The following is a 19141-nucleotide window of genomic DNA, read 5'->3' as shown; positions in this document are numbered from 1 at the left end:
TGAATTACGTGCTAAACTTATTTCATCAATAACAAGGGGATGAAAGGTGAAAAATCATACGAAAATAATCTTAACTTTTTCATTTCTGCTGCTTTTGTCTGGCTGCGGTCAACATCAAAAAACGAGTCACTCAAAACCTGCGACAACTCGCACGCATCAACAAAAGAAAAAGACAAAAACTTTGGAATTTACAAAGGGTGTTCCCAAAGATTTTCAAGCAGTTTATCATCAATATACTCCTCAAGCAAATACCGTATCTGATGAAATGTCCGAAGTTAAATTCACCAAGACTAAGCTGTCGATGAAGGATTTGGTTGAAAATGTGGAACGAGAAAGTTTAGATGATATTTACTACTACCAGTTGACGGACAATTCCTATATTTTGTATGATGATATTTCATTTAAAAAAGTAAAGATTCTTGCCAATAAAGATATAGCCGTTTTTAGAAGTCGCAGTAAATATCAGGATGCTGTCGATAATACTGATAAAGAAATTTATCATCCAGGTCCAGTTCCAAAAGATTTGCGACTATTGCCCAAGAATTTGGATAATAAATTTTATGTCAGCGACAATAATCCTGCCAGATACCTTAGTTTTAATTGTCCACCTGAAAATTCTTATTTAGCTATTGTTCAAATGGATGGGGAGGAAAAATATCCCATTATTTATAAAGACATAATGGTTAAAAATGGCAAGTATGTTTTGAATCAATATAATTTAAATCAATCTAAAGAGATTTTAGGACAGTTGGTTTTATTAAGATTGTCGAAAACGAAGCTTCAAGATGCGAATACTGGAGAAACCTATTCGTTATTTCAAAATAAAAATAGTACTCCTAAAGAAACGGCCATTGATAAATTAGGCATTACAATAAAGCCTAAAATTTATCATGTGCCGGAAAAGCATCAGACTAAAGAACAAAAGACTTACGATTTTGCTGACGATCAAGATGATGATTATTACGATACTTATGATGACTTTGGACTCAATGAAGGCGACGATTAAGAGTCAAAAAAAGACCGAACATTTTGTCCGGCCGGTTAAATCATTACTTAGCTTTTTTGATTTTCTTGATGCTTACAACAATTTTGTTGTTTAATTCCATTTTATTAGAATTATCTTTGGGATCATTTTTAACAATTTCCATCAAAGCTGAGTGTTCGTAAATCTTTTCAACTTTACCTTGGAATGGGTAATCCATATCTTCATCAACGGAGCAATCGTAAACAGTACCAACTTTTAAGTCTTCTATTTTCATATGTAAATTCTCCTCGGATTAATTACTTAACAGACTAGTATAATAATATAGTAGAAGAAATATTTCAAACTTAGGGGTCCCATAATGGATAAAAAAATTATCGTTATCACTGGAGCAAGTGGAACTGGTAAAACAACAATTAGCAAATACTTACAAGATACTTATCATATACCTAGTGTTATAACTCACACTACTAGATTACCACGTACGGGCGAAAAAAATGGCATTGACTACTATTTTGAAACAAAAGATAGCTTTTCAAACAACCATTATTTGGAAAAAGTTGAATATAGCGGCAACTGGTACGGATCTTCTGAAGAAAGTCTGAATCGCACTTGGGAACAATATGACGCCGCTAGCATTGTTGTTGATACTAAAGGGGCCGTCTCCTACAAAGAAAAGTATGGAAAAAACGCCGTGGTCATCTTTTTAGAGGTCGACTTGGAAACAGTCACTCAGAGACTTGAAAATCGTGGGGACGATAAAGCTCGTTTACAAACTCGAATCAATAGTAATGAATTCCAGCGAGATTTGAAAATTCCTGAAGAATTAAGAGGTAAATCCTACGTAATAGTTAACAATAATATCAAAATAACCAAAGAAACCGTTGCAAAAATACTAGTAAATGAAAAAATCAAATAAAAAGCCTTTTCACAAAAGGACTCTTATCGCTTATGTAACAACGATGAGAGCCCTTTTATTTTGTGAATGACAAAGTGTAACATTCTTATACAATTACTGTAACAATTCTGCAATATTCAGAGAGTATTATAGTCATCGTTGAGTGATAAGAAAATAATAATTAATAAAAACTTAAGGAATAAAAACAAACCATTAACGGGGGATTTAAATTTTGAATAATAACATTAAAAAAAGTCTAATTTCATTTACAGCTGCTGCATCATTAGCAGTAACAGGTTTAGGTCTAGCACATACAACTACAACTAAGGCTGCTGCCCAAATCGTTTCAGAAAACGTTCCTTCAGTTGTTACAACAAAGAACGTTACAACATTGTATTCAGCTCCTAATTCAAGTGCTAAGAATACTGGACGTGCTTTGGCATCAAACAGTTCATGGAAAGTTGGTTCTGAAGCTGTTGATGATCAAGGAAACACATGGTACTTAGTTGCTACAAACGAATGGGTTAACGGAAATGACGTAACTATTCCTTCAGCTAAGACAGAATCAGCTGCATCATCAGATACAAGTTCAACTTCATCAGTCGATGCAGCTATCAGTACTGCTAAACAATATATTGGTACACCTTATGTATGGGGTGGTAAGACACCAAGTGGTTTCGACTGCTCAGGTTTCACATCATACGTATATCAACAAGCAACTGGTAAGAGCATTGGTTCATACACAGTAGCCCAAGAAAGTGCCGGTACACAAGAATCAGTATCACAAGCTTCAGCCGGAGACTTATTATTCTGGGGTAGCAAGGGTGCAAGTTACCACGTAGCTATCTACTTAGGTAACAACCAATACATCGCTGCACCACAACCTGGCGAATCAGTTAAGATTTCATCAATCTCAAGTTACTTCATGCCTTCATTCGCTGTTAAGGTTCTATAATTAAAATTCAAAATTCAAATCATTCTATAAATAAGTAAATAATTCGAGACTGCCAATTGGCAGTCTTTTTTTGTACAATTTAAATTTCAAAAAATCTTCACATATTGGTATAAAAATATTCTAATTTCAACGTTATTATTTAAGCATAGTCAAAAAGCAAAGAGGTGACAGTTGATAAGATAAGATTTTCCCAAAGAAACAATCCTTTATTTGAATAGATAATGATTATTGAAAACAATCAATTAATTAATAAAAGTTAAACCCTTTAAAACATAAATTAAATATATCTCCCCCCTAAGATATAGAAATAAAAAACAATTATGAGTTATTCCCCGTAACTCATTAAAAAGAAAGAAGAGGTATTTATCTTGTTAATAAATATCGTCGCAGCCTGCTTATTAGCGGGCTTTTTTCTTGGTCAAAATTTGGTAAAATTAAAGCAAAATCTATTTGGGAGAAATGAATATGGAGAAATTGATCGCTCAAGCACTGGAATTGATTGAACCGAATATGACTGTCAGTTTTGGTGGTGGCAGAACAGTAGGAAGGTTGATCAAAGCTTTAGATAAGAACTTGAATTTGAAAATTGCTAGTCCTTCCGAATCAACCCGAAAACTCTGTTTAGAATTAGGCATTACCGTAGTTTCTTTAGACCAAGTTGAACGATTTGATATTGCCTTTGATGGATGCGACAGTATCGATGAAAATTTGAATGTTTTAAAAAGTAATGGTGGAATTCATACGCTTGAAAAGTTATATGCTAATTTAGCAAAACGATATGTGATTATGGCACCAGAAAGTCGTTTTGCTAAAGTTTTAAATCCAGAAGTCGTCTTAAGCGTGGAAGTTTTAGAATTAGCGATTCCTCAAGTTCTTCAAAAAGTTCAAGAATTAGGTGGAGTTGGAAAGGTTCGTCAATCTAGCGAGATTGCGGGGATGGTCCGAACAGAAAATGGCAATGGATTAGTTGATTGTCAATTCTCTGATTGGTCCAAGATAAAACAAATAAATGAAGCATTAGAACAAATGACTGGTGTTCTTGGGACATCTTATTTTGAAAATTTAGTAACTGATGTCCTATTAGCCACAAATGATGATGTTAAACATCTAAAAAAATAAAAAGATTAGCGGATTGATAAAATCTGCTAATCTTTTTTGTCATCATTATTTAAATGCCATTGCTTAATATTTTCCAACCGTTGTTTGAAGAAACGTTCTTTTCCTTGTTCGGTAGGAAAATAATACTGACTATTTTCAACTTCTTTAGGAACAGTCTTCATGGTAGTCAATTTATCTTTGTAGTTATGAGCCAATTCATATCCTTTGCCATAGCCAAGATTTTTCATCAATTTAGTAGGTGCATTTCTAATCTGTAGTGGAACTGGCAAGTTACCATATTTTTTGACGTCTTTTTGAGCTGCCAAGAGGGCTTTATAAGTAGCGTTTGATTTAGGTGCAACTGACAAATAAATCACAGTTTCAACTAAATGAACGTTACATTCTGGCATACCTAAGAACTGACAAGCTTGAAAGGCGTTAATAGCGACGTTTAAAGCATTAGTATCTGCTAGTCCGATATCTTCACTAGCAAATCTAACAAGCCGTCTAGCGATGTAGAGGGGGTCTTCTCCTCCTTCCATCATGCGTGTGACCCAATAGATTGCTGAATCAGTATCGCTGTTACGCATTGATTTATGCAAAGCTGAAATGATGTTGTAGTGCTCTTCGCCGTGTTTGTCATAACGTAATGATTTGGTATTTAATAGTTGATTAATATCGTTTAAATCGACTTTAACAGTATTATCTTTTGTTTCTGAGTTGATAACGGCCATTTCTAGGGTGTTAAGAGCAACTCGAGCGTCTCCATTAGCATAAGCAGCAATCATTTGAATCGTATCGTCGTCGATGTCAATTTTCAACTTGGGAAAAGCCATAGGATTGGTCAAAGTATTCTTGATGAGTGTCACCAAATCATCAGTGGTGAGCGACTTTAAAACGAACACTTTACATCTTGAGAGCAGAGCAGAATTTATTTCAAAAGAAGGGTTCTCTGTGGTTGCTCCAACTAAGGTGATGCTGCCCTTTTCAACGAATGGCAAAAAGGCATCTTGTTGAGCCTTATTGAAGCGATGGATTTCATCGATAAAGACGATGGTTTTTTGACCCATTTCTCGATTGAGTTCGGCTTCTTTCATGACTTTTTTGATGTCGTTGATACCAGTGGTGACAGCACTAAAAGTAATGAAATTGGCTTTAGTTTTTTTGGCGATGATTTCAGCAAGAGTGGTTTTACCGACCCCAGGAGGTCCCCAAAAAATTATTGAGGGTATTTTATCTTGATCGATGATATCTTTGAGAACTTTGTGATCACCGATTAAATGTTGTTGACCGACAAACTCCTCTAGTGTCGTAGGGCGGACCCGATTAGCTAGAGGAGTATTTTGGTCATTGTCTGGATTAGAAAATAGCGATTCTTGTTTCATAGTGCCTCTTTTTATTTGATAGCAGTTTTAATTTTTTCTTCATTATAACCTAGTAAAATCAAAAACATAATTACATAAAGTGCCAGCGGGATTAAAGCGTAATTTAAATTGATGGCAGAGATAGTCGTTGCTGTCTGGGCTTTATTGGAAACATAACCTGATAATTGCAGCGATTCAGCGGTAATTAAACCTCCAAGTCCTAGACCTATATTAACGCCAAAGTCATCGGTTGAAGCTAAGACGCCTTCGGCTTGGATTCCCATTGAAGTACCATAACGAATCGTGTCGGCAATCATAATAGAAACAAGTCCAATAATAAAACCGCCACCAATGCAGTTGATAAGAATACCAGTAAAAAGCACAGGCAGGTTCTTCGTGTAAGTAGCGAAGGTGATGATTAGTTGTCCTACAAAGGCTGTTACGATACCCAAAAGCATCGTATTTTTCTTGCCCAATTTGGCAGAGACGAAGTAAATGGCTACGACACCGATCAAAGCAGTCAAAGTAAAGCTATTGGCCAGTGAAACCATTGCTTCATCATGCATAATGTATTTGAAATAATAGATTGTGGTTTGGTTCTTGATTGAAGTCGTCAGCCAGTATAGGAAAATTACAATCGAGATAATAATCCAGGGTTTATTCTGCTTCAGCATCTTCCAAACAGCTGAAACTGGTTGATGATTTATTTCCTCATTGGAATAACGTTCACGCACATGAAAGAAAGTGTTGAGAATTAGAATTAGGGAAATGACCCCAAATAAAATGATAGTTCCCAAGAATCCTTTTTGTTGATCGCCTTTACCAAAGAAGCTTACCAGAGGAATCGTAAAGACAGCAACAATGATTTGAACAGAACTACCGAAGAATTGTCTAATAACTCCTAAGAGGGTAGTTTCTTGCTCATTATTGGTCATCGTAGGCAAGATTGAGGTGATTGGTAAGTTAACAGCAGTATAAAAGAATCCTAAACCTAAGTACGTGACGTAGGCCCAAATCAATTTCCCAGAATGTGGTAGGAAATTAGGTGTCACAAAAGTTAAGACAGCGAAAATTACGTAAGGAAATGAATACCACAAGAAAAATGGTCGACTCTTGCCCCATTTGGAGTGAGTGTTATCAATCATCATTCCGATTATCAAACTTTCAAAAACATCGGCGGTTCTGGCGACAACAAATAAGATAGCAACTTCATTTGCGGTCAAACCGAAGACGTCGGTGTAGAAGAATAGTAGGTAGGTGGTCATCATTTGGAAAACTAAATTATCGGCTGCATCACTTAAGCCATAACTGATTCGTTCAGTTACTGAAGTCCTCCATTTGTTCAAAGGCGGCTCCTATTTTTGTTCAGTCAAACGACGGTAAAGTTCACGTCCAACGATGTCGTTTGTCCACATCCAAGCGATATGGCCGAGAGCTTCTGAAATGTGTTCCTCAGTTGGTTGATCCTTAGGACTAGGTACAGTCTTCATCATTGGCATGATTCCGATGTGAAAGGCAACCCAGATTGCTAGTCCAAAGATAGCTCCAGAACCCTTTCTAATGAATGGTTTGTATTGGGCTAAAACTTCATAAATGATAGCAAAGGAAGTTGAGAAGCCAAAGTGCATGAGAAAACTTGCCCAAGGCATTTGTTGATGAGAATAAGTATATGTACCTCGAGTGATCTTTTGTGGAATACCGAATTGTTCTAATAATGTTTGTGGAGGGTTAACGGCATCACGTTCTGGTGTACGTGGTGGCAAGACATTTTCCCAACCTAATTTAACGAAACCTGAAAAAATACCGGCAGCAGTACCAGCAATTAAAGCAGCTTTCAAATCGACTTTTTGACTCTTAGTTAATTTCATACTCAAATCCTCTCTTCTATTTAATAATTAATATTTCTATTAAATTATAAATCAGCTAGAAATCGAATTCAGGTAATTAGTCTTATTAGAGCTGATTGTTTTCAAAAGAGGGGTGATAGGGATTACATGGTCACAAATTCTTCATATATTGTTATAAATTAATTCGTACTTTGGGAACTGTATATTCATAAATTCCCGTTATTATTTAAGCATAGTCAAAAACAAAGAAGCAAAGAGGTGACCGGATGGACGAACCAAACGCTTTTCAAAGAAACAAACCTTTAAAATAAATAACTTAAACTATGAATGAATATTAATCCCCTTAAAATTTATAACAACAGATACTTTTGAAAGAAGTGACCGAATGAAATTGGAAATTCCCTGTAAAAATTATTTTCTTAAATAACTCACTTTACACATGAATAGAAATAAACCCTTATAAATAAATACTCTATTTTTAAAAAAGTTTAATCCCCTTATAAAATATACATAAATGAAAAACTTTGATTATCTCCCCCCTAAGATATAAAAGTTAATTTCCTAAAAACAATTTGATATTTATTCCCCCTAAATAAATATCACAAAAATGAAAAGAACCTACTTCCCCGGTAGGCTCTTTTTAGTTGTGTCAGTAAATATAAAAGTTATTAAGTTCTATTGTGTATTGTTTTGACGGGATTTAGAAATTTGCTCATGGAAATAAGAATAATATTTCTTCACAATTAATTACTATTTCTTTCTAATTTTCCAAATGGTATATTCATAAATTCCCGTTATTATATAAGCATAGTCAAGCAACAAGAGGTGACTCGATGACTATAAATAAAACAATAGATAATAAAACTTAATAACATGAATTTTTTCATATATCTCCTCCCCCTAAGATGATATATAGAATTTAAAAAGAAAGAAGAAAAGCCTATGAAAATTACAAATAATATGAAAAGAGCTAGCCAATTGGCTAGCTCTTTTACTTGTGAGTTATGAAATAATATTTTTTTGGATTTTGGATTCTTCGATGTGTGTTGTGTAATGCGAATAACGTGGTTATGCGTTATTTTTTGGGGATTTTTTTCGTGTGTGTATGTGGTTCTTTGGAGAATGGTGCGTAAAGCATAAAAGTGAAGTGGGAGGTTTCGCTTTTATGCTTTATTGGTTTACTGAAACGAGTTGCGAGCAACAGATTCTTGCGCTTTGCTACACTTCCCAAATCACTCACAAAGTACGTGAGCAATTCGTGAAGTTAGGCAAATGCTCAGAATCTAAGCGTTGCTCTCCACTCTCTAACTAAAACGAGCTGCAGAAGGGCAATTCTCTCCAGATAGCTACGCTTCCCAAATCACTCGCAAAGTACGCGAGCAATTCGTGAAGCTAGGCTATCCTCCGAGAATTAAACGCCCTTCTTCCACTCTCTGATTGAAACGAGCTACAGACAACAGGACTCTGCGGTTATCCAGGCTCTGTAAACCACTCACAAAGTACGTGAGTAATTTCCAGAGCCCAGATAATCCTCAAGTCCTAAGCGTTGTCTTTCGCTCTCTATTTTTTAAAGCTTGCTGCTTTTTCATCATTACAATACAAGAAATGTCCAGGTAATACTTCTTGTAATCTTTGATCATCTTGAAAGTGGTTCTTGTGATCAAAACTGATTCTTGTCCGTTTCTTTTCGACTTCTGGATCGGGGACAGGGATGGCTGATAGTAGACTTTGTGTGTAGGGATGTAATGGATTTTTGTAGATTTCGTTTGAGCCTGCTAGTTCAACTATCTTTCCTCGATACATAACGGCGATACGGTCACTGATGTACTTAACCATGGACAAATCGTGGGCGATGAAGAGGTAGGTCAGGTTTTGTTGTTTTTGAATGTCTTGCATCAAGTTAACTACTTGAGCTTGAATCGAAACATCAAGTGCTGAGATTGGTTCATCGGCGATGATGAATTGGGGGTTAACGGCTAAGGCACGGGCGATTCCGATACGTTGTCTTTGACCACCAGAAAATTCATACGGATAACGAGTCATGTGTTCTGGATTCAGGTTAACTTCGTCGAGTAATTCACGGACTCTTTGGTCACGTTCTTGTTCATTTTTTACTAGACCGTGAACGTCGAGTCCTTCGGCAATGATGTCCTTAACTTTCATTCTAGGATTTAATGAAGCATAAGGATCTTGGAAAATCATCTGCATTTCACGACGGAATTCCTTCATCTTTGGACCATGAGTTTTGATTTTACTAATGTCTTGACCATTGAAGAAGATGTGGCCATCAGTTGGATTGTAAAGTCGGATGATACTACGACCAGTAGTACTCTTACCGGAACCAGATTCACCAACTAGTCCAAAAGTTTCACCTTTGTAGATATCAAAGGATACATCATCAACGGCCTTAACTTCATTAGGTTTGCCAATATTGAAATACTGTTTGAGATTTTTAACGGATACGATTACTTCTCTTTCATCTGCCATTATTTCGCATTGCCTCCTAATTTCTTAAATTTTGCGTAGCGGTTGAGAATGCCGGCTGGTGGGGTAACTTTTGGTGCGTTGGGATGCAATAGCCAGGTTGCAGCGTAATGATTTTTAGATACTTTGAAAAATGGTGGTTGTTGTTCCTCATCAATTTCCATCGCATAAGCATTACGAGGTGCAAAGGCATCTCCCTTTGGTGGATTCAATAAGTTTGGTGGAGTACCAGGAATTGAATTCAAGCGAGCATCTTCATTCGTATCAAGTGTTGGCATTGAATCCAATAAGCCCCATGTGTAAGGGTGTTGAGGATTGTAGAAGACATCATTTATCGAACCATATTCGACAAAGCGTCCGGCGTACATAACTGCGACACGGTCAGCAATTCCGGCAACAACACCCAAGTCGTGGGTGATGAAGATGATTGAAGTACCGATTTTTTGTTGCAATTCTCTTAATAAGTCGATGATTTCAGCTTGAACAGTAACATCCAAGGCTGTTGTTGGTTCATCGGCAATGAGGATTTCAGGGTAGTCAACGATTGCGATTGCGATAACGATACGTTGTCTTTGTCCACCTGAAAATTGGTGAGGGTAGTCTTTCATTCTAGCTTTAGGATTAGGAATACCTACCAAGCGTAAAACTTCTTCAGCACGTTTCAGTGCATCCTTTTTGGAAACTTCGTTGTGAATCAATAGAGGTTCAGCAACTTGTTTACCAATTGTCATAGTTGGATCAAGCGAAGTCATTGGGTCTTGGAAAATCATGGAAATTTTGTTTCCACGAATCTTGTCCATTTCCTTTTCGCTTTCTTGCAAGAGGTCATCTCCGTGATAGAGGACCTCTCCTTTTGAGATAGTAGCGTTTGATGCGAGTAATTGAATGATTGAACGAACTGTGATGGACTTACCAGAACCAGATTCACCAACGATAGCTAAGGTTTCACCGGCGTTTAAATGGAAGTTAACACCACGGATAGCATGAACAACACCGTTATAGGTATCAAAGTCTACATGCAAATCTTTTACTTCTAGAATTTTATCCATTGCGATTTCTCCTTAGTTAGTGTTCTGATGATTGTGGGTCAAAGGCATCACGTAAACCATCACCAAGAAGGTTAGTGGCAATCATGATAATACTCAAGATAATAGCTGGAGCCCACATTTGATATGGTAAGAATCTGAAGGCTTTTTGACCATCTGATAAAAGTGTACCTAATGATGCGTTTGGTGCTGGAATACCAATACCAATGAAACTTAGGAAAGCTTCAAAGAAAATGGCATTCGGAATTGTAAACATTGTTTGAATAATAATTGTTGATGAAAGGTTTGGAATCAAGTGCTTAGTAGCAATCTTAGTTGAGGATTCACCAAGTGTCCGTGCAGCTAAGATATATTCTTGCTCTTTCAATTGGAAAGTCTGCGCCCGAATCAGACGAGCCATCGTGACCCAACCAGTAATAGCAATCGCAATAACGATTGAAGTAAGTCCTGGCTTTAAGATAATCATCATCAAGATAACAACGATCAAGTTAGGGATTGAAGAAACGATTTCAACGATACGTTGCATGAATGTATCAGTTTTGCCGCCTTTCCAACCAGAAACGATACCATAAGGTACCCCGATTAGAAGGTCAACTAAAGTAGCTAAAATAGCAACGACTAGTGAAAGTCTTGTACCATAAATGATTCTAGATAGGAGATCACGCCCTAAGTAATCAGTACCGAGGATGTGAACTTCACTACCAGAAACTCCGGCTTGCTTATAAGCATCGACCATGTGACCACCCATATTTTGATAACCATTCATACCAGGGATATTCAGGTTACCCAACTTTGGAGGCAAGTTAGACATGGTAACTTGTTGAGCATTAGGATTATAAGGTGCAATGATTGGGGCAAAGATGGAAACTAAAAGAATGATTGAAAGTAGGGTCAAACAAACGACCGCAACTTTATTCTTGAATAAACGACGACGAACATCTTGCATGTAAGTCAGTGAAGGAGTACCAATTTTTTCTTGCTCTTTGTTGTTGTCATTGTGTACTAATTTAAATTTTTCCTTAGGAATTTGAGGAATCTGTTCCATTATTCTTTACCTCCATTTCCTAGTCTAATTCTTGGATCGATCAAACCGTAAAGGATATCGACGATCAAGTAAACTATGATTAATAAGAATGAATAGAAGATTGTTAGCCCCATGATAGTAGGGTAGTCATTTGTGGTGATTGATTTAACGAATTGTTCACCAATACCAGGAATTGAGAAGATATTCTCAACAACCATGGAACCAGTCATAACGGAAACGGCCATTGGACCGATGATTGTGACAACTGGAATCAAAGAGTTACGTAAAGCGTGTTTTGCAACAACATTCCAACTGGAATTACCCTTTGATTTGGCTAGTTCGATGTAATCACTACTCATAACATCGACCATTTCGGTTCTCATGAATCGAGCAACAGTACCTAACGGCAAGGCCGCTAGAGCTAATGTTGGTAGAACACTTGATTGGAAGTTATCCCACAATGCTACTGGGTAGATCTTCCATTTGTAAGCTAGGTAGAACTGAAGTAGAACAGCTAGAACGAAAGATGGAATTGATAATCCTAAAATTGAGATAAATGTTGCGAATGTATCAACCCATGTGTTTTTACGAATAGCAGCGATAGCACCGAGCAAGATACCACCGATAGTACCAACGACCATAGCTTGAGCACCAATTTGCATTGATGGAGCAAGTCTTTGACCGATTAATAAAGTTACAGGTTCGTTATTGAATTGGAAGGAAGTACCAAGATTTCCTTGCAATAGACCACCGATATAACGAACGTATTGAACAAATACTGATTGATCCAATCCATATTGTGCTTTAACGATTTTTAGTTGTTCCGCTGACATCCGGTTCTGGTTAGAGAACGGAGTACCAGGAAGCATCTTCATTAGGAAGAAGGTAATCGTCGCAATAATGAAAAGGGTCAAGAATAAATAAAAGATTCTTCTGAGAATATACTTAGTCATTATTTAATCTCCCTCACCTTTGATTATTTTTTAAAGACGGTAACAAGGTTATAACTACCATTTGGTGTCATTGTGTAATTCTTAATATTAGATCTAGTTAAGTTAGCTTGATATGACTGATACAAAGGAACAGCTCCTTGGTCCTCAGTTAAAATCTTCGTTGCGTCCAAAAGATCTTGCCATCTAGCATTTTCATCAGTTGCATCAGTTGTCTTAGATTTGTTGATTAAGGCATCGTATTCTGGATTAGAATATTTACCATTATTTTGTGAGTTGTCGCTTGTAAAGATATCCAAGAATGTAACAGGATCTGGATAATCGGCGTTCCAACCAGTAACAACAATATCAAATTGACCAGATGAAGATTTATCTAGACGAGACTTAAATGGCACATTAGATAAGGTAATATTTAGACCTGGTAGATTCTTTTCAAGTTGACCTTGAAGGAATTCATTTTGTTTCTTAGAACCGTCAGTATCATCACCTAAAAGAGTAAAGTTGAGGTTCTTTTGACCAGTTTCCTTGATTCCTTCCTTCCAAAGCTTTTTGGCTTCTTTAGGATTGTATTCAGTGTATTTACTTGAAGATTGAAGCGTCTTTTCTTTCGTGAAATCAACGTTAGTCTTAGGGTTGTATGACATACCAACTGGAACGATCGTATGTTCAATACCACCAGTCTTACCAAGAACGTTATTCGTTAATTGCTTACGATTGATAGCCATTGAAATGGCTTGTCTGATCTTGGCATTGCGGAAGAACTTGTATTTCTTTTGGTTAAACTCAAGATAGAAGTTTCCTGTTTGTTTATCCAAGGAGAAAGTCTTGTAATTTGAAACTTGACGTGCGGTATCCCCGCTTAGCTTTTCAAGACGGTTGATTCTATTGGCATCGTAGAGGTTGAGACCAGTGTTGGCATCCTTAACGACGTAGTATTTAACTTTCTTTAGTGAAACAGCTTTGGCATTCCAGTAAGAATTATTCTTAACTTCAGTCCAACTGTTGTCAGAAACAGACCAGTTAACTAATTTGAATGGTCCATTGAAGACCATGCCCTTACTCTTTAGACCATATTGCTTACCAGCTTTTTCAACTGATGGTTTGTATTGTGGGTAAAAAGTAGAACTAGCCATCAAAGTATTGAAATAAGGAATCGCATCTTCCAAAGTTACTTGGAGTTTATATTTTCCCAAAGCTTTGATTCCTAAAGTATTTACAGGCTTCTTACCAGCATTGATCTTGTCGGCATTTTTAATACCGGTATAAATGTAAGCATATTGTGAAGCTGTCTTAGGATCGACTGTTCTGCGCCATGCATAGACGAAATCACTAGCAGTAACAGGTTTTCCGTTAGACCACTTTGTGTGTCTCAAATTGAAAGTGTAAGTTTTCCCACCATTAGTTGGCTTAACGACTTTCTTAGCTATGGCCGGTTTTAAGGTTTTACCATCGTATCTGTAAAGACCTTCCATAGTGTTGGTTAAGTTTTGAGCACCAATAACATCGGTGTTCATTGATGAATCCATTGTTGCGATAACATCGCTAGAACTAATGGAGAGGGTACTTTTACTATCTTTTTCAGAAGAAGAACCACAGCCATTTAGCACTAATGCGAATAGAAATATTGGTAACAATGCAAGTAAATACTTCTTAAATTTCATTGTTTAACCTCCCTAAAATAATTATTCTTAGAATACACTAATGAATATTAAAATCAATAGCCCTTAATTAGAAAAAATCTAATGTTTATAAAATAATAATACAATATGGCTTAAAATGCAAAAAAAAACAGAAATATCTGTTAATCAGATATCTCTGCTTGGATATATTTATTAAATTTTTCTAATTCTGTCTTACTTAGATTAGCTGTGATCAAAGAACCATCATTCGTGAAGTCTTTCTTGATAACTTGGGAGTTTTTAAGGATTTCATCAGTTATTTTTTGATCGCTGTAAGGAATCAATAATTCGGTCTTTTTATAATTGACAAAAATCTTTTGTTTGATTAAGTAAACTAATTTTTCGATTGACGATTTGTCAATGGCTGAGTAATAGATATTGTCGCCTTCGATAGCTGGGAACTTTTGTCCTGGCTTCAAATCAGCTTTATTGAAAGCATAGATCATTGGTTTGTCGATGACGCCAATTTCTTTCAATGTCTTTTCAGTAACTTCCAACATATTCTTCCAATGTTCATCACTGACATCGATTACTTGAATCAATAAGTCAGCATCTTTAGCTTCTTTTAAGGTCGTCTTAAATGATTCAACTAAATTATGTGGCAATTTGCTGACGAAACCAACAGTATCGGAAAGTAGAAAGCTGGTATTATCTTCAAGGTCGATGCGTCGAACGCTGGTATCAAGCGTAGCAAAAAGCATATTCTTTTCAAAGACTTTTCGATCATTAGAATCGTCTTTATTAAAATTCAAGATACCGTTCATTGTCGTCGACTTACCAGCATTCGTATATCCAACTAAGGAAACTAGCGGTAAGGAAGTATTAGTTCGACGTCTGCTTTGAACATCAACTGTCTTGTCGACCGTTTTAAGGTCGTTACGTAGAGCAGTGATTCGATTTCTAATGACACGTCTGTCGAGTTCTAGTTTTGATTCACCAGCACCACGGTTAGCGAGTCCACCGGAAGCAGATTGCTGATCCAATGGGTTACCTGAAGGGTGAATTCTAGGTAGCTGATATTGCAACTTAGCAATTTCAACTTGAAGTTTGGCTTGTTTCGTTTGAGCACGATTGGAGAAAACTTGGAGGATCAATTCGGTTCGGTCCATGAAACTTAATTTAGTTTCTTTTTCAAGATTTCTAATTTGTGAAGGTGTCAATTCATCATTTAAAACGATGATTGAAACGTCGTCGGCGTTGGCAATTTCTTTGATTTCACTAACTTTACCAGAACCAAAGTAAGTTGCACCACTAACGCTGTCGGCATTTTGAGTGATTGTATCAGCTACTTCCATGTTGTTTGCTTCAACTAGAGCAGCCAATTCTTGCATCGTATATTCGAAGTCAGGCTGTAAGTGGCTAACTCCAGCGACGATGACACGAGTTTTTTCATATGTTAATTTAGATTCAGTCATAAATCCTCCTGGTGGCACTATTTACCCCAGGGTTAATAATGCCTTTGTATTATTTAATAAGTGTAATGATATTTGCTTTTAAGCGCATGATTCTAATACCATCCTTTCATAAACTGTCTAAATAATAACATGGAAGCAAAATTCACGCTATATAATAGTAGAAAGTGAAATTTTCTATAAAAGAGGTCTTTGGTTTTTCTTCTTAGGTTTGGGTTTTCTAAAGAGACTCAATAAAAAGAAAACGATAGCAGCAATAATGAAAATTGCATCAATCAAAATCCAAGTGGATTTGGTAGAATGGTCAATAAAAATCAAGCCAACTATCAACATGGCGATAGCATACCAAAAATTGATACTTTTGTAGAATTGTTTGTTCATATCATAATCTCCAAATATTTAATAAAAAGTGTATACGCTTAATTATACACTAGATAATCATACAAAAATGGTATCTATTATTAAGAAAATCAGTTATATTAATATACGGGTGAAAATACAAATGGATTATTCTAAACAAAAACTAATGTTGACTCTGTTAACTGAATTCGAGCTCTCATTTACTAAGCAAATCAATGAATCTAATATCAATCAGGAGACTAGTAGGTATCTTGAAGATAAGGTTCGTGAAATGCGTGATAAACAATATCGCGGTTCATTATTTGACAAAGAAGTTGAGCAAATAATAAAAAAAATAAATCAAGCTCAAGCTGATGATTTAGTTTTCAATGATTATACAAAGCGTCTTTGGAAAGTCATCGTTCAAATTTCTAAACGAACGACTAGTTTTGAAACAGCTTATTCATTAATAGATATCCTTAGTTCAAAAAATGCTTCCTTTAAATTATAAAGGGAGTATTTTTTGTTTGCACAATAATTATTTAGAATGTAAAAATTCTCTGGTTTCAGTGGTGAGATGAATTAGTTGAGGATTAAAGCTATTTAAAAAAATATTTAATTTACCTAAGGTTTTTTCTGGTCGATTAACATAGTCGTTCGATAAATCCAAGTCGACAACAGTTTTATTACGGAGAGTTAATCTAATCTTAATTGGTTGATTAATCAATAAAGTTAAGTTGTATAACAGGCCAGTTTCTTCAGAGACCGTTGGGTCATTTCTGGGATTAGAGCTTTTTTGTGGTAATCCAAGTAGTGTGATGGCCACGATATCATTTTTGGCTATTTCTTTTAGACGCAGATGTCTGGGGTAGAACATGACAGCTAGGCGTGTTCTTATCGTTTTGTTATCGCTATAACGAATGTTTTCTTTTTGGGAATCCCAGTAATTGAAGATAATCGGTAAAATTAATAGGTAATGTCCTAAGAAGACTAATAGGAAAACAATCGTTCCTATTTCTATTCCTGATCTCAACGATAGATTTATTTTAAATAGCAGGCCGATAATGAAGGCGAGGCTTAGGCTAACTAGTAATGGTCGATAATTGACTTTTTTTCCAAAGCTCAACATAAGAAATCTGTTCTTTCTTTACTAATCTATTTATTTTGCAATTTGACTTTAGCATTTTTTGATGAAAACAGTCATAAAATCATCCTGACAATTTGTCTATGGGTAAAGCTATATTTTGAAGACATTTAGGTAGGGAATTATCATTAAAATCATTATGATGTGAATAGCAAAATTATTTATGAAAGTAGTGATTAGTATGGCATATTTCATCGCTTTAATATTATTTGTTTTAGGATGTATTCAAATTTTTCTGACTGGTAAATCACTTTACAAAATTAAAGCAACGCCACAAAAAAGGATTCCTAAATTTATTCAGTTTTCAATTTGGTATGGCTCGCTTTTTGGATTATTATTTATTTTCGTTGGTTTTGATATTATTTTTAAATGGATTTGATAAGATTATACTATGATAATGGTAAGGGGCTGATATCATGGTTGTGGAATTGATTGGAATCATCGTTATTCTAATGGGAATATATCAAATATATGTCGCTAGAAAAACTTATTACAATATCAAGAAAAATGTTAAGAATCCCCAACCTTATGTCTTTTATGGAGTTTATTTCTCTTTGATATTAGGAATCATTTTTCTTGTGGCAGGAGCTTTTTTGATTCGTTAAATAAAAATAGCTATGGTAAATTATCCGTAATTACCATAGCTATTATTTTGTATTCCAAAAAATTTTATTTCTTTGATAATAAAAGATCAGCCAAAGTTTCAGGCTCAATCTTACCTAAATTAGCTGCCAAATCAACTGAAGACAAGGCTTTGACCAAATTATCCTTATCAAATTCGGCACCGACAAGAGCTTTTTCAATCAAACTGATATCGCCACCGGTAATGAAATCACCGTAGATTTTTACATCGGAAATTTTATTATCTTTTAATGAGAAGTTAAAAGCTACTGTTCCGATATCAAAGTGTTTAGAAACATAATTGGTGAATCCAGGGTTCTTACCATAATTCCAAGCGTCAGTATCATATTTATCTTCCAAACGAGAATAAATAATATCCCAGTCCTTATCATTCAAGGTATAAGTTTCAATATCTGATAACTTGTCAACGTGATAGATACGTTTTAAGAGTTCAACTTTGAAGTCATTAGCTGACATGCTTTTGAAGGGTTCGTCGAGATATGGTTTGATGTTAGTAATTCGCTTATTGACAGATTTAACACCTTTAGATTCCAACTTATCTTGTTCAGGCGTGAGAACCTTGCTAGCAGTTTCCATATCGAGGTCAAACATTAATGTGCCACCGGCAGCATATGAATCACCCACTTTAAACATTGTCATACCAGAGAATTTCTTGCCATCAACGACAATGTCATTTCTACCACGCATTTCGACACCTGTGGCCCCCATGTCATGCAAAGCGTCAATAATTGGTTTAGCAAAATAAGCGTAATCGCCAAAATGTTCATCGTCGCCAATCACGATATTTTCAAAAATAAAGTTGCCATAATCGTGATAAACAGCGCCACCGCCAGAAGTTCTTCTGACTAATTGAATCTTATTTTTCTTAAGATAAGGGAAGTTAACTTCAGCATAAGCATTTTGGTTAACGCCGATAATTACGGATGGATTGTTGATATAAAGAATCAGTCCATGACCTGGCAAACGTAAATCATTGACCAAATAGTTATCTAAAGATTGGTTAACAATGGCATTGTAAACTGGTTTGTTGTTTCTAGATGTATCGATAAAAAACATAAACTTCACTCCTTCTTCTTTAACTAAGTCAATTGTAATCCCTTTCATATGATTGAATAAAGACTATTTCCCGTATTTGATGCAAATTAATGATTCGAAAATTACAAGAACAAGTTAGCCACTTGTCCAAAAATAAATACGAAATATATCAGTACCAGAAAAGTACATTTCTAAACTCCACAGAAACTAGTGAATAGTTCCCGTGGAGTTTTGTAGTTTAA

19 protein-coding genes are annotated in these 19141 nt (G+C 35.7%); 6 read left to right on the top strand and 13 right to left on the bottom strand.

The genetic code is table 11. The features are described from left to right. Positions 1-46 precede the first annotated feature (46 nt). Entirely contained in the window at positions 47-1006 is a 960-nt protein-coding gene (locus FHL05_RS08710; protein WP_153384639.1) for a hypothetical protein, read from the top strand. 43 nt (positions 1007-1049) lie between these two features. On the opposite strand, the gene FHL05_RS08705 is transcribed toward FHL05_RS08710, so the two are convergent. After that, entirely contained in the window at positions 1050-1259 is a 210-nt protein-coding gene (locus tag FHL05_RS08705; RefSeq protein WP_102195489.1) for a DUF2187 domain-containing protein, read from the bottom strand. Between the two features lie 84 nt (positions 1260-1343). Here FHL05_RS08705 and FHL05_RS08700 point away from each other — a divergent pair, with 84 nt between their 5' ends. The 3 genes from FHL05_RS08700 (at position 1344) to rpiA (ending at position 3954) form a co-directional block, all read left to right on the top strand. Beyond that, complete coding sequence (locus FHL05_RS08700) at positions 1344-1901, top strand: guanylate kinase (protein ID WP_153384640.1); 558 nt, start codon at positions 1344-1346, stop codon at positions 1899-1901. Between the two features lie 211 nt (positions 1902-2112). Continuing rightward, complete coding sequence (locus tag FHL05_RS08695; protein WP_153522474.1) at positions 2113-2835, top strand: C40 family peptidase; 723 nt, start codon at positions 2113-2115, stop codon at positions 2833-2835. A gap of 465 nt (positions 2836-3300) precedes the next feature. Next, on the top strand, positions 3301-3954 hold the full coding sequence (gene rpiA / locus FHL05_RS08690; RefSeq protein WP_153384642.1) for a ribose 5-phosphate isomerase A: 654 nt from the start codon (positions 3301-3303) through the stop codon (positions 3952-3954). Positions 3955-3980: 26 nt separating this feature from the next. Here the strand turns inward: rpiA and FHL05_RS08685 are convergent, their stop codons facing one another. From FHL05_RS08685 to FHL05_RS08640, 10 genes are all read right to left on the bottom strand, one after another. Beyond that, the gene (locus tag FHL05_RS08685) at positions 3981-5318 is read right to left on the bottom strand and encodes a replication-associated recombination protein A (RefSeq protein WP_153384643.1); all 1338 of its coding nucleotides are present in this window, start codon (positions 5316-5318) and stop codon (positions 3981-3983) included. Positions 5319-5329: 11 nt separating this feature from the next. After that, entirely contained in the window at positions 5330-6643 is a 1314-nt protein-coding gene (locus FHL05_RS08680; RefSeq protein WP_153384644.1) for an MFS transporter, read from the bottom strand. 9 nt (positions 6644-6652) lie between these two features. After that, positions 6653-7165, bottom strand: coding sequence for a YagU family protein (locus FHL05_RS08675; protein WP_153384645.1), 513 nt, complete (start codon positions 7163-7165; stop codon positions 6653-6655). A gap of 1539 nt (positions 7166-8704) precedes the next feature. After that, positions 8705-9631, bottom strand: coding sequence for an ABC transporter ATP-binding protein (locus FHL05_RS08670; protein WP_153384646.1), 927 nt, complete (start codon positions 9629-9631; stop codon positions 8705-8707). After that, positions 9631-10677, bottom strand: coding sequence for an ABC transporter ATP-binding protein (locus tag FHL05_RS08665; protein ID WP_153384647.1), 1047 nt, complete (start codon positions 10675-10677; stop codon positions 9631-9633). The genes FHL05_RS08670 and FHL05_RS08665 overlap by 1 nt, the downstream gene beginning before the upstream one ends. Before the next feature lie 16 nt (positions 10678-10693). After that, positions 10694-11719, bottom strand: a complete 1026-nt coding sequence (locus FHL05_RS08660) for an ABC transporter permease (protein WP_153384648.1) — start codon at positions 11717-11719, stop codon at positions 10694-10696. Next, entirely contained in the window at positions 11719-12651 is a 933-nt protein-coding gene (gene opp3b, locus FHL05_RS08655; RefSeq protein WP_153384649.1) for an oligopeptide ABC transporter permease, read from the bottom strand. The genes FHL05_RS08660 and opp3b overlap by 1 nt, the downstream gene beginning before the upstream one ends. A gap of 23 nt (positions 12652-12674) precedes the next feature. After that, entirely contained in the window at positions 12675-14309 is a 1635-nt protein-coding gene (locus tag FHL05_RS08650) for a peptide ABC transporter substrate-binding protein (protein ID WP_153384650.1), read from the bottom strand. Positions 14310-14449: 140 nt separating this feature from the next. Beyond that, positions 14450-15742, bottom strand: a complete 1293-nt coding sequence (gene hflX / locus FHL05_RS08645) for a GTPase HflX (RefSeq protein WP_153384651.1) — start codon at positions 15740-15742, stop codon at positions 14450-14452. Between the two features lie 174 nt (positions 15743-15916). After that, entirely contained in the window at positions 15917-16120 is a 204-nt protein-coding gene (locus FHL05_RS08640; protein ID WP_153384652.1) for a hypothetical protein, read from the bottom strand. Between the two features lie 121 nt (positions 16121-16241). Here FHL05_RS08640 and FHL05_RS08635 point away from each other — a divergent pair, with 121 nt between their 5' ends. Continuing rightward, on the top strand, positions 16242-16589 hold the full coding sequence (locus tag FHL05_RS08635) for a hypothetical protein (protein ID WP_153384653.1): 348 nt from the start codon (positions 16242-16244) through the stop codon (positions 16587-16589). Between the two features lie 27 nt (positions 16590-16616). Here the strand turns inward: FHL05_RS08635 and FHL05_RS08630 are convergent, their stop codons facing one another. Then, on the bottom strand, positions 16617-17207 hold the full coding sequence (locus FHL05_RS08630) for a hypothetical protein (RefSeq protein ID WP_153384654.1): 591 nt from the start codon (positions 17205-17207) through the stop codon (positions 16617-16619). Between the two features lie 431 nt (positions 17208-17638). Between FHL05_RS08630 and FHL05_RS08625 the strand changes: the two genes are divergently transcribed. After that, entirely contained in the window at positions 17639-17827 is a 189-nt protein-coding gene (locus FHL05_RS08625; protein WP_153384655.1) for a hypothetical protein, read from the top strand. 64 nt (positions 17828-17891) lie between these two features. Here the strand turns inward: FHL05_RS08625 and FHL05_RS08620 are convergent, their stop codons facing one another. After that, complete coding sequence (locus FHL05_RS08620; protein ID WP_153384656.1) at positions 17892-18920, bottom strand: lipoate--protein ligase; 1029 nt, start codon at positions 18918-18920, stop codon at positions 17892-17894. Positions 18921-19141: the final 221 nt, after the last annotated feature.

It is taken from the genome of Companilactobacillus halodurans, assembly GCF_009600995.1.
Taxonomy (GTDB): domain Bacteria; phylum Bacillota; class Bacilli; order Lactobacillales; family Lactobacillaceae; genus Companilactobacillus; species Companilactobacillus halodurans.
The sequence above is the reverse complement of the archived record's forward strand: the minus strand, read 5'-3'. Positions and strand labels throughout refer to the sequence as shown.

Coding starts and splice junctions, on each gene's coding strand:
- FHL05_RS08635 (WP_153384653.1), top strand. CDS start 16,242: ATGGATTATTCTAAACAAAAACTAATGTTGACTCTGTTAACTGAATTC.
- FHL05_RS08665 (WP_153384647.1), bottom strand. CDS start 10,677: ATGGATAAAATTCTAGAAGTAAAAGATTTGCATGTAGACTTTGATACC.
- FHL05_RS08650 (WP_153384650.1), bottom strand. CDS start 14,309: ATGAAATTTAAGAAGTATTTACTTGCATTGTTACCAATATTTCTATTC.
- FHL05_RS08620 (WP_153384656.1), bottom strand. CDS start 18,920: ATGTTTTTTATCGATACATCTAGAAACAACAAACCAGTTTACAATGCC.
- hflX (WP_153384651.1), bottom strand. CDS start 15,742: ATGACTGAATCTAAATTAACATATGAAAAAACTCGTGTCATCGTCGCT.
- FHL05_RS08700 (WP_153384640.1), top strand. CDS start 1,344: ATGGATAAAAAAATTATCGTTATCACTGGAGCAAGTGGAACTGGTAAA.
- FHL05_RS08685 (WP_153384643.1), bottom strand. CDS start 5,318: ATGAAACAAGAATCGCTATTTTCTAATCCAGACAATGACCAAAATACT.
- FHL05_RS08630 (WP_153384654.1), bottom strand. CDS start 17,207: ATGTTGAGCTTTGGAAAAAAAGTCAATTATCGACCATTACTAGTTAGC.
- FHL05_RS08670 (WP_153384646.1), bottom strand. CDS start 9,631: ATGGCAGATGAAAGAGAAGTAATCGTATCCGTTAAAAATCTCAAACAG.
- opp3b (WP_153384649.1), bottom strand. CDS start 12,651: ATGACTAAGTATATTCTCAGAAGAATCTTTTATTTATTCTTGACCCTT.
- FHL05_RS08660 (WP_153384648.1), bottom strand. CDS start 11,719: ATGGAACAGATTCCTCAAATTCCTAAGGAAAAATTTAAATTAGTACAC.
- FHL05_RS08625 (WP_153384655.1), top strand. CDS start 17,639: ATGGTTGTGGAATTGATTGGAATCATCGTTATTCTAATGGGAATATAT.
- FHL05_RS08675 (WP_153384645.1), bottom strand. CDS start 7,165: ATGAAATTAACTAAGAGTCAAAAAGTCGATTTGAAAGCTGCTTTAATT.
- rpiA (WP_153384642.1), top strand. CDS start 3,301: ATGGAGAAATTGATCGCTCAAGCACTGGAATTGATTGAACCGAATATG.
- FHL05_RS08705 (WP_102195489.1), bottom strand. CDS start 1,259: ATGAAAATAGAAGACTTAAAAGTTGGTACTGTTTACGATTGCTCCGTT.
- FHL05_RS08640 (WP_153384652.1), bottom strand. CDS start 16,120: ATGAACAAACAATTCTACAAAAGTATCAATTTTTGGTATGCTATCGCC.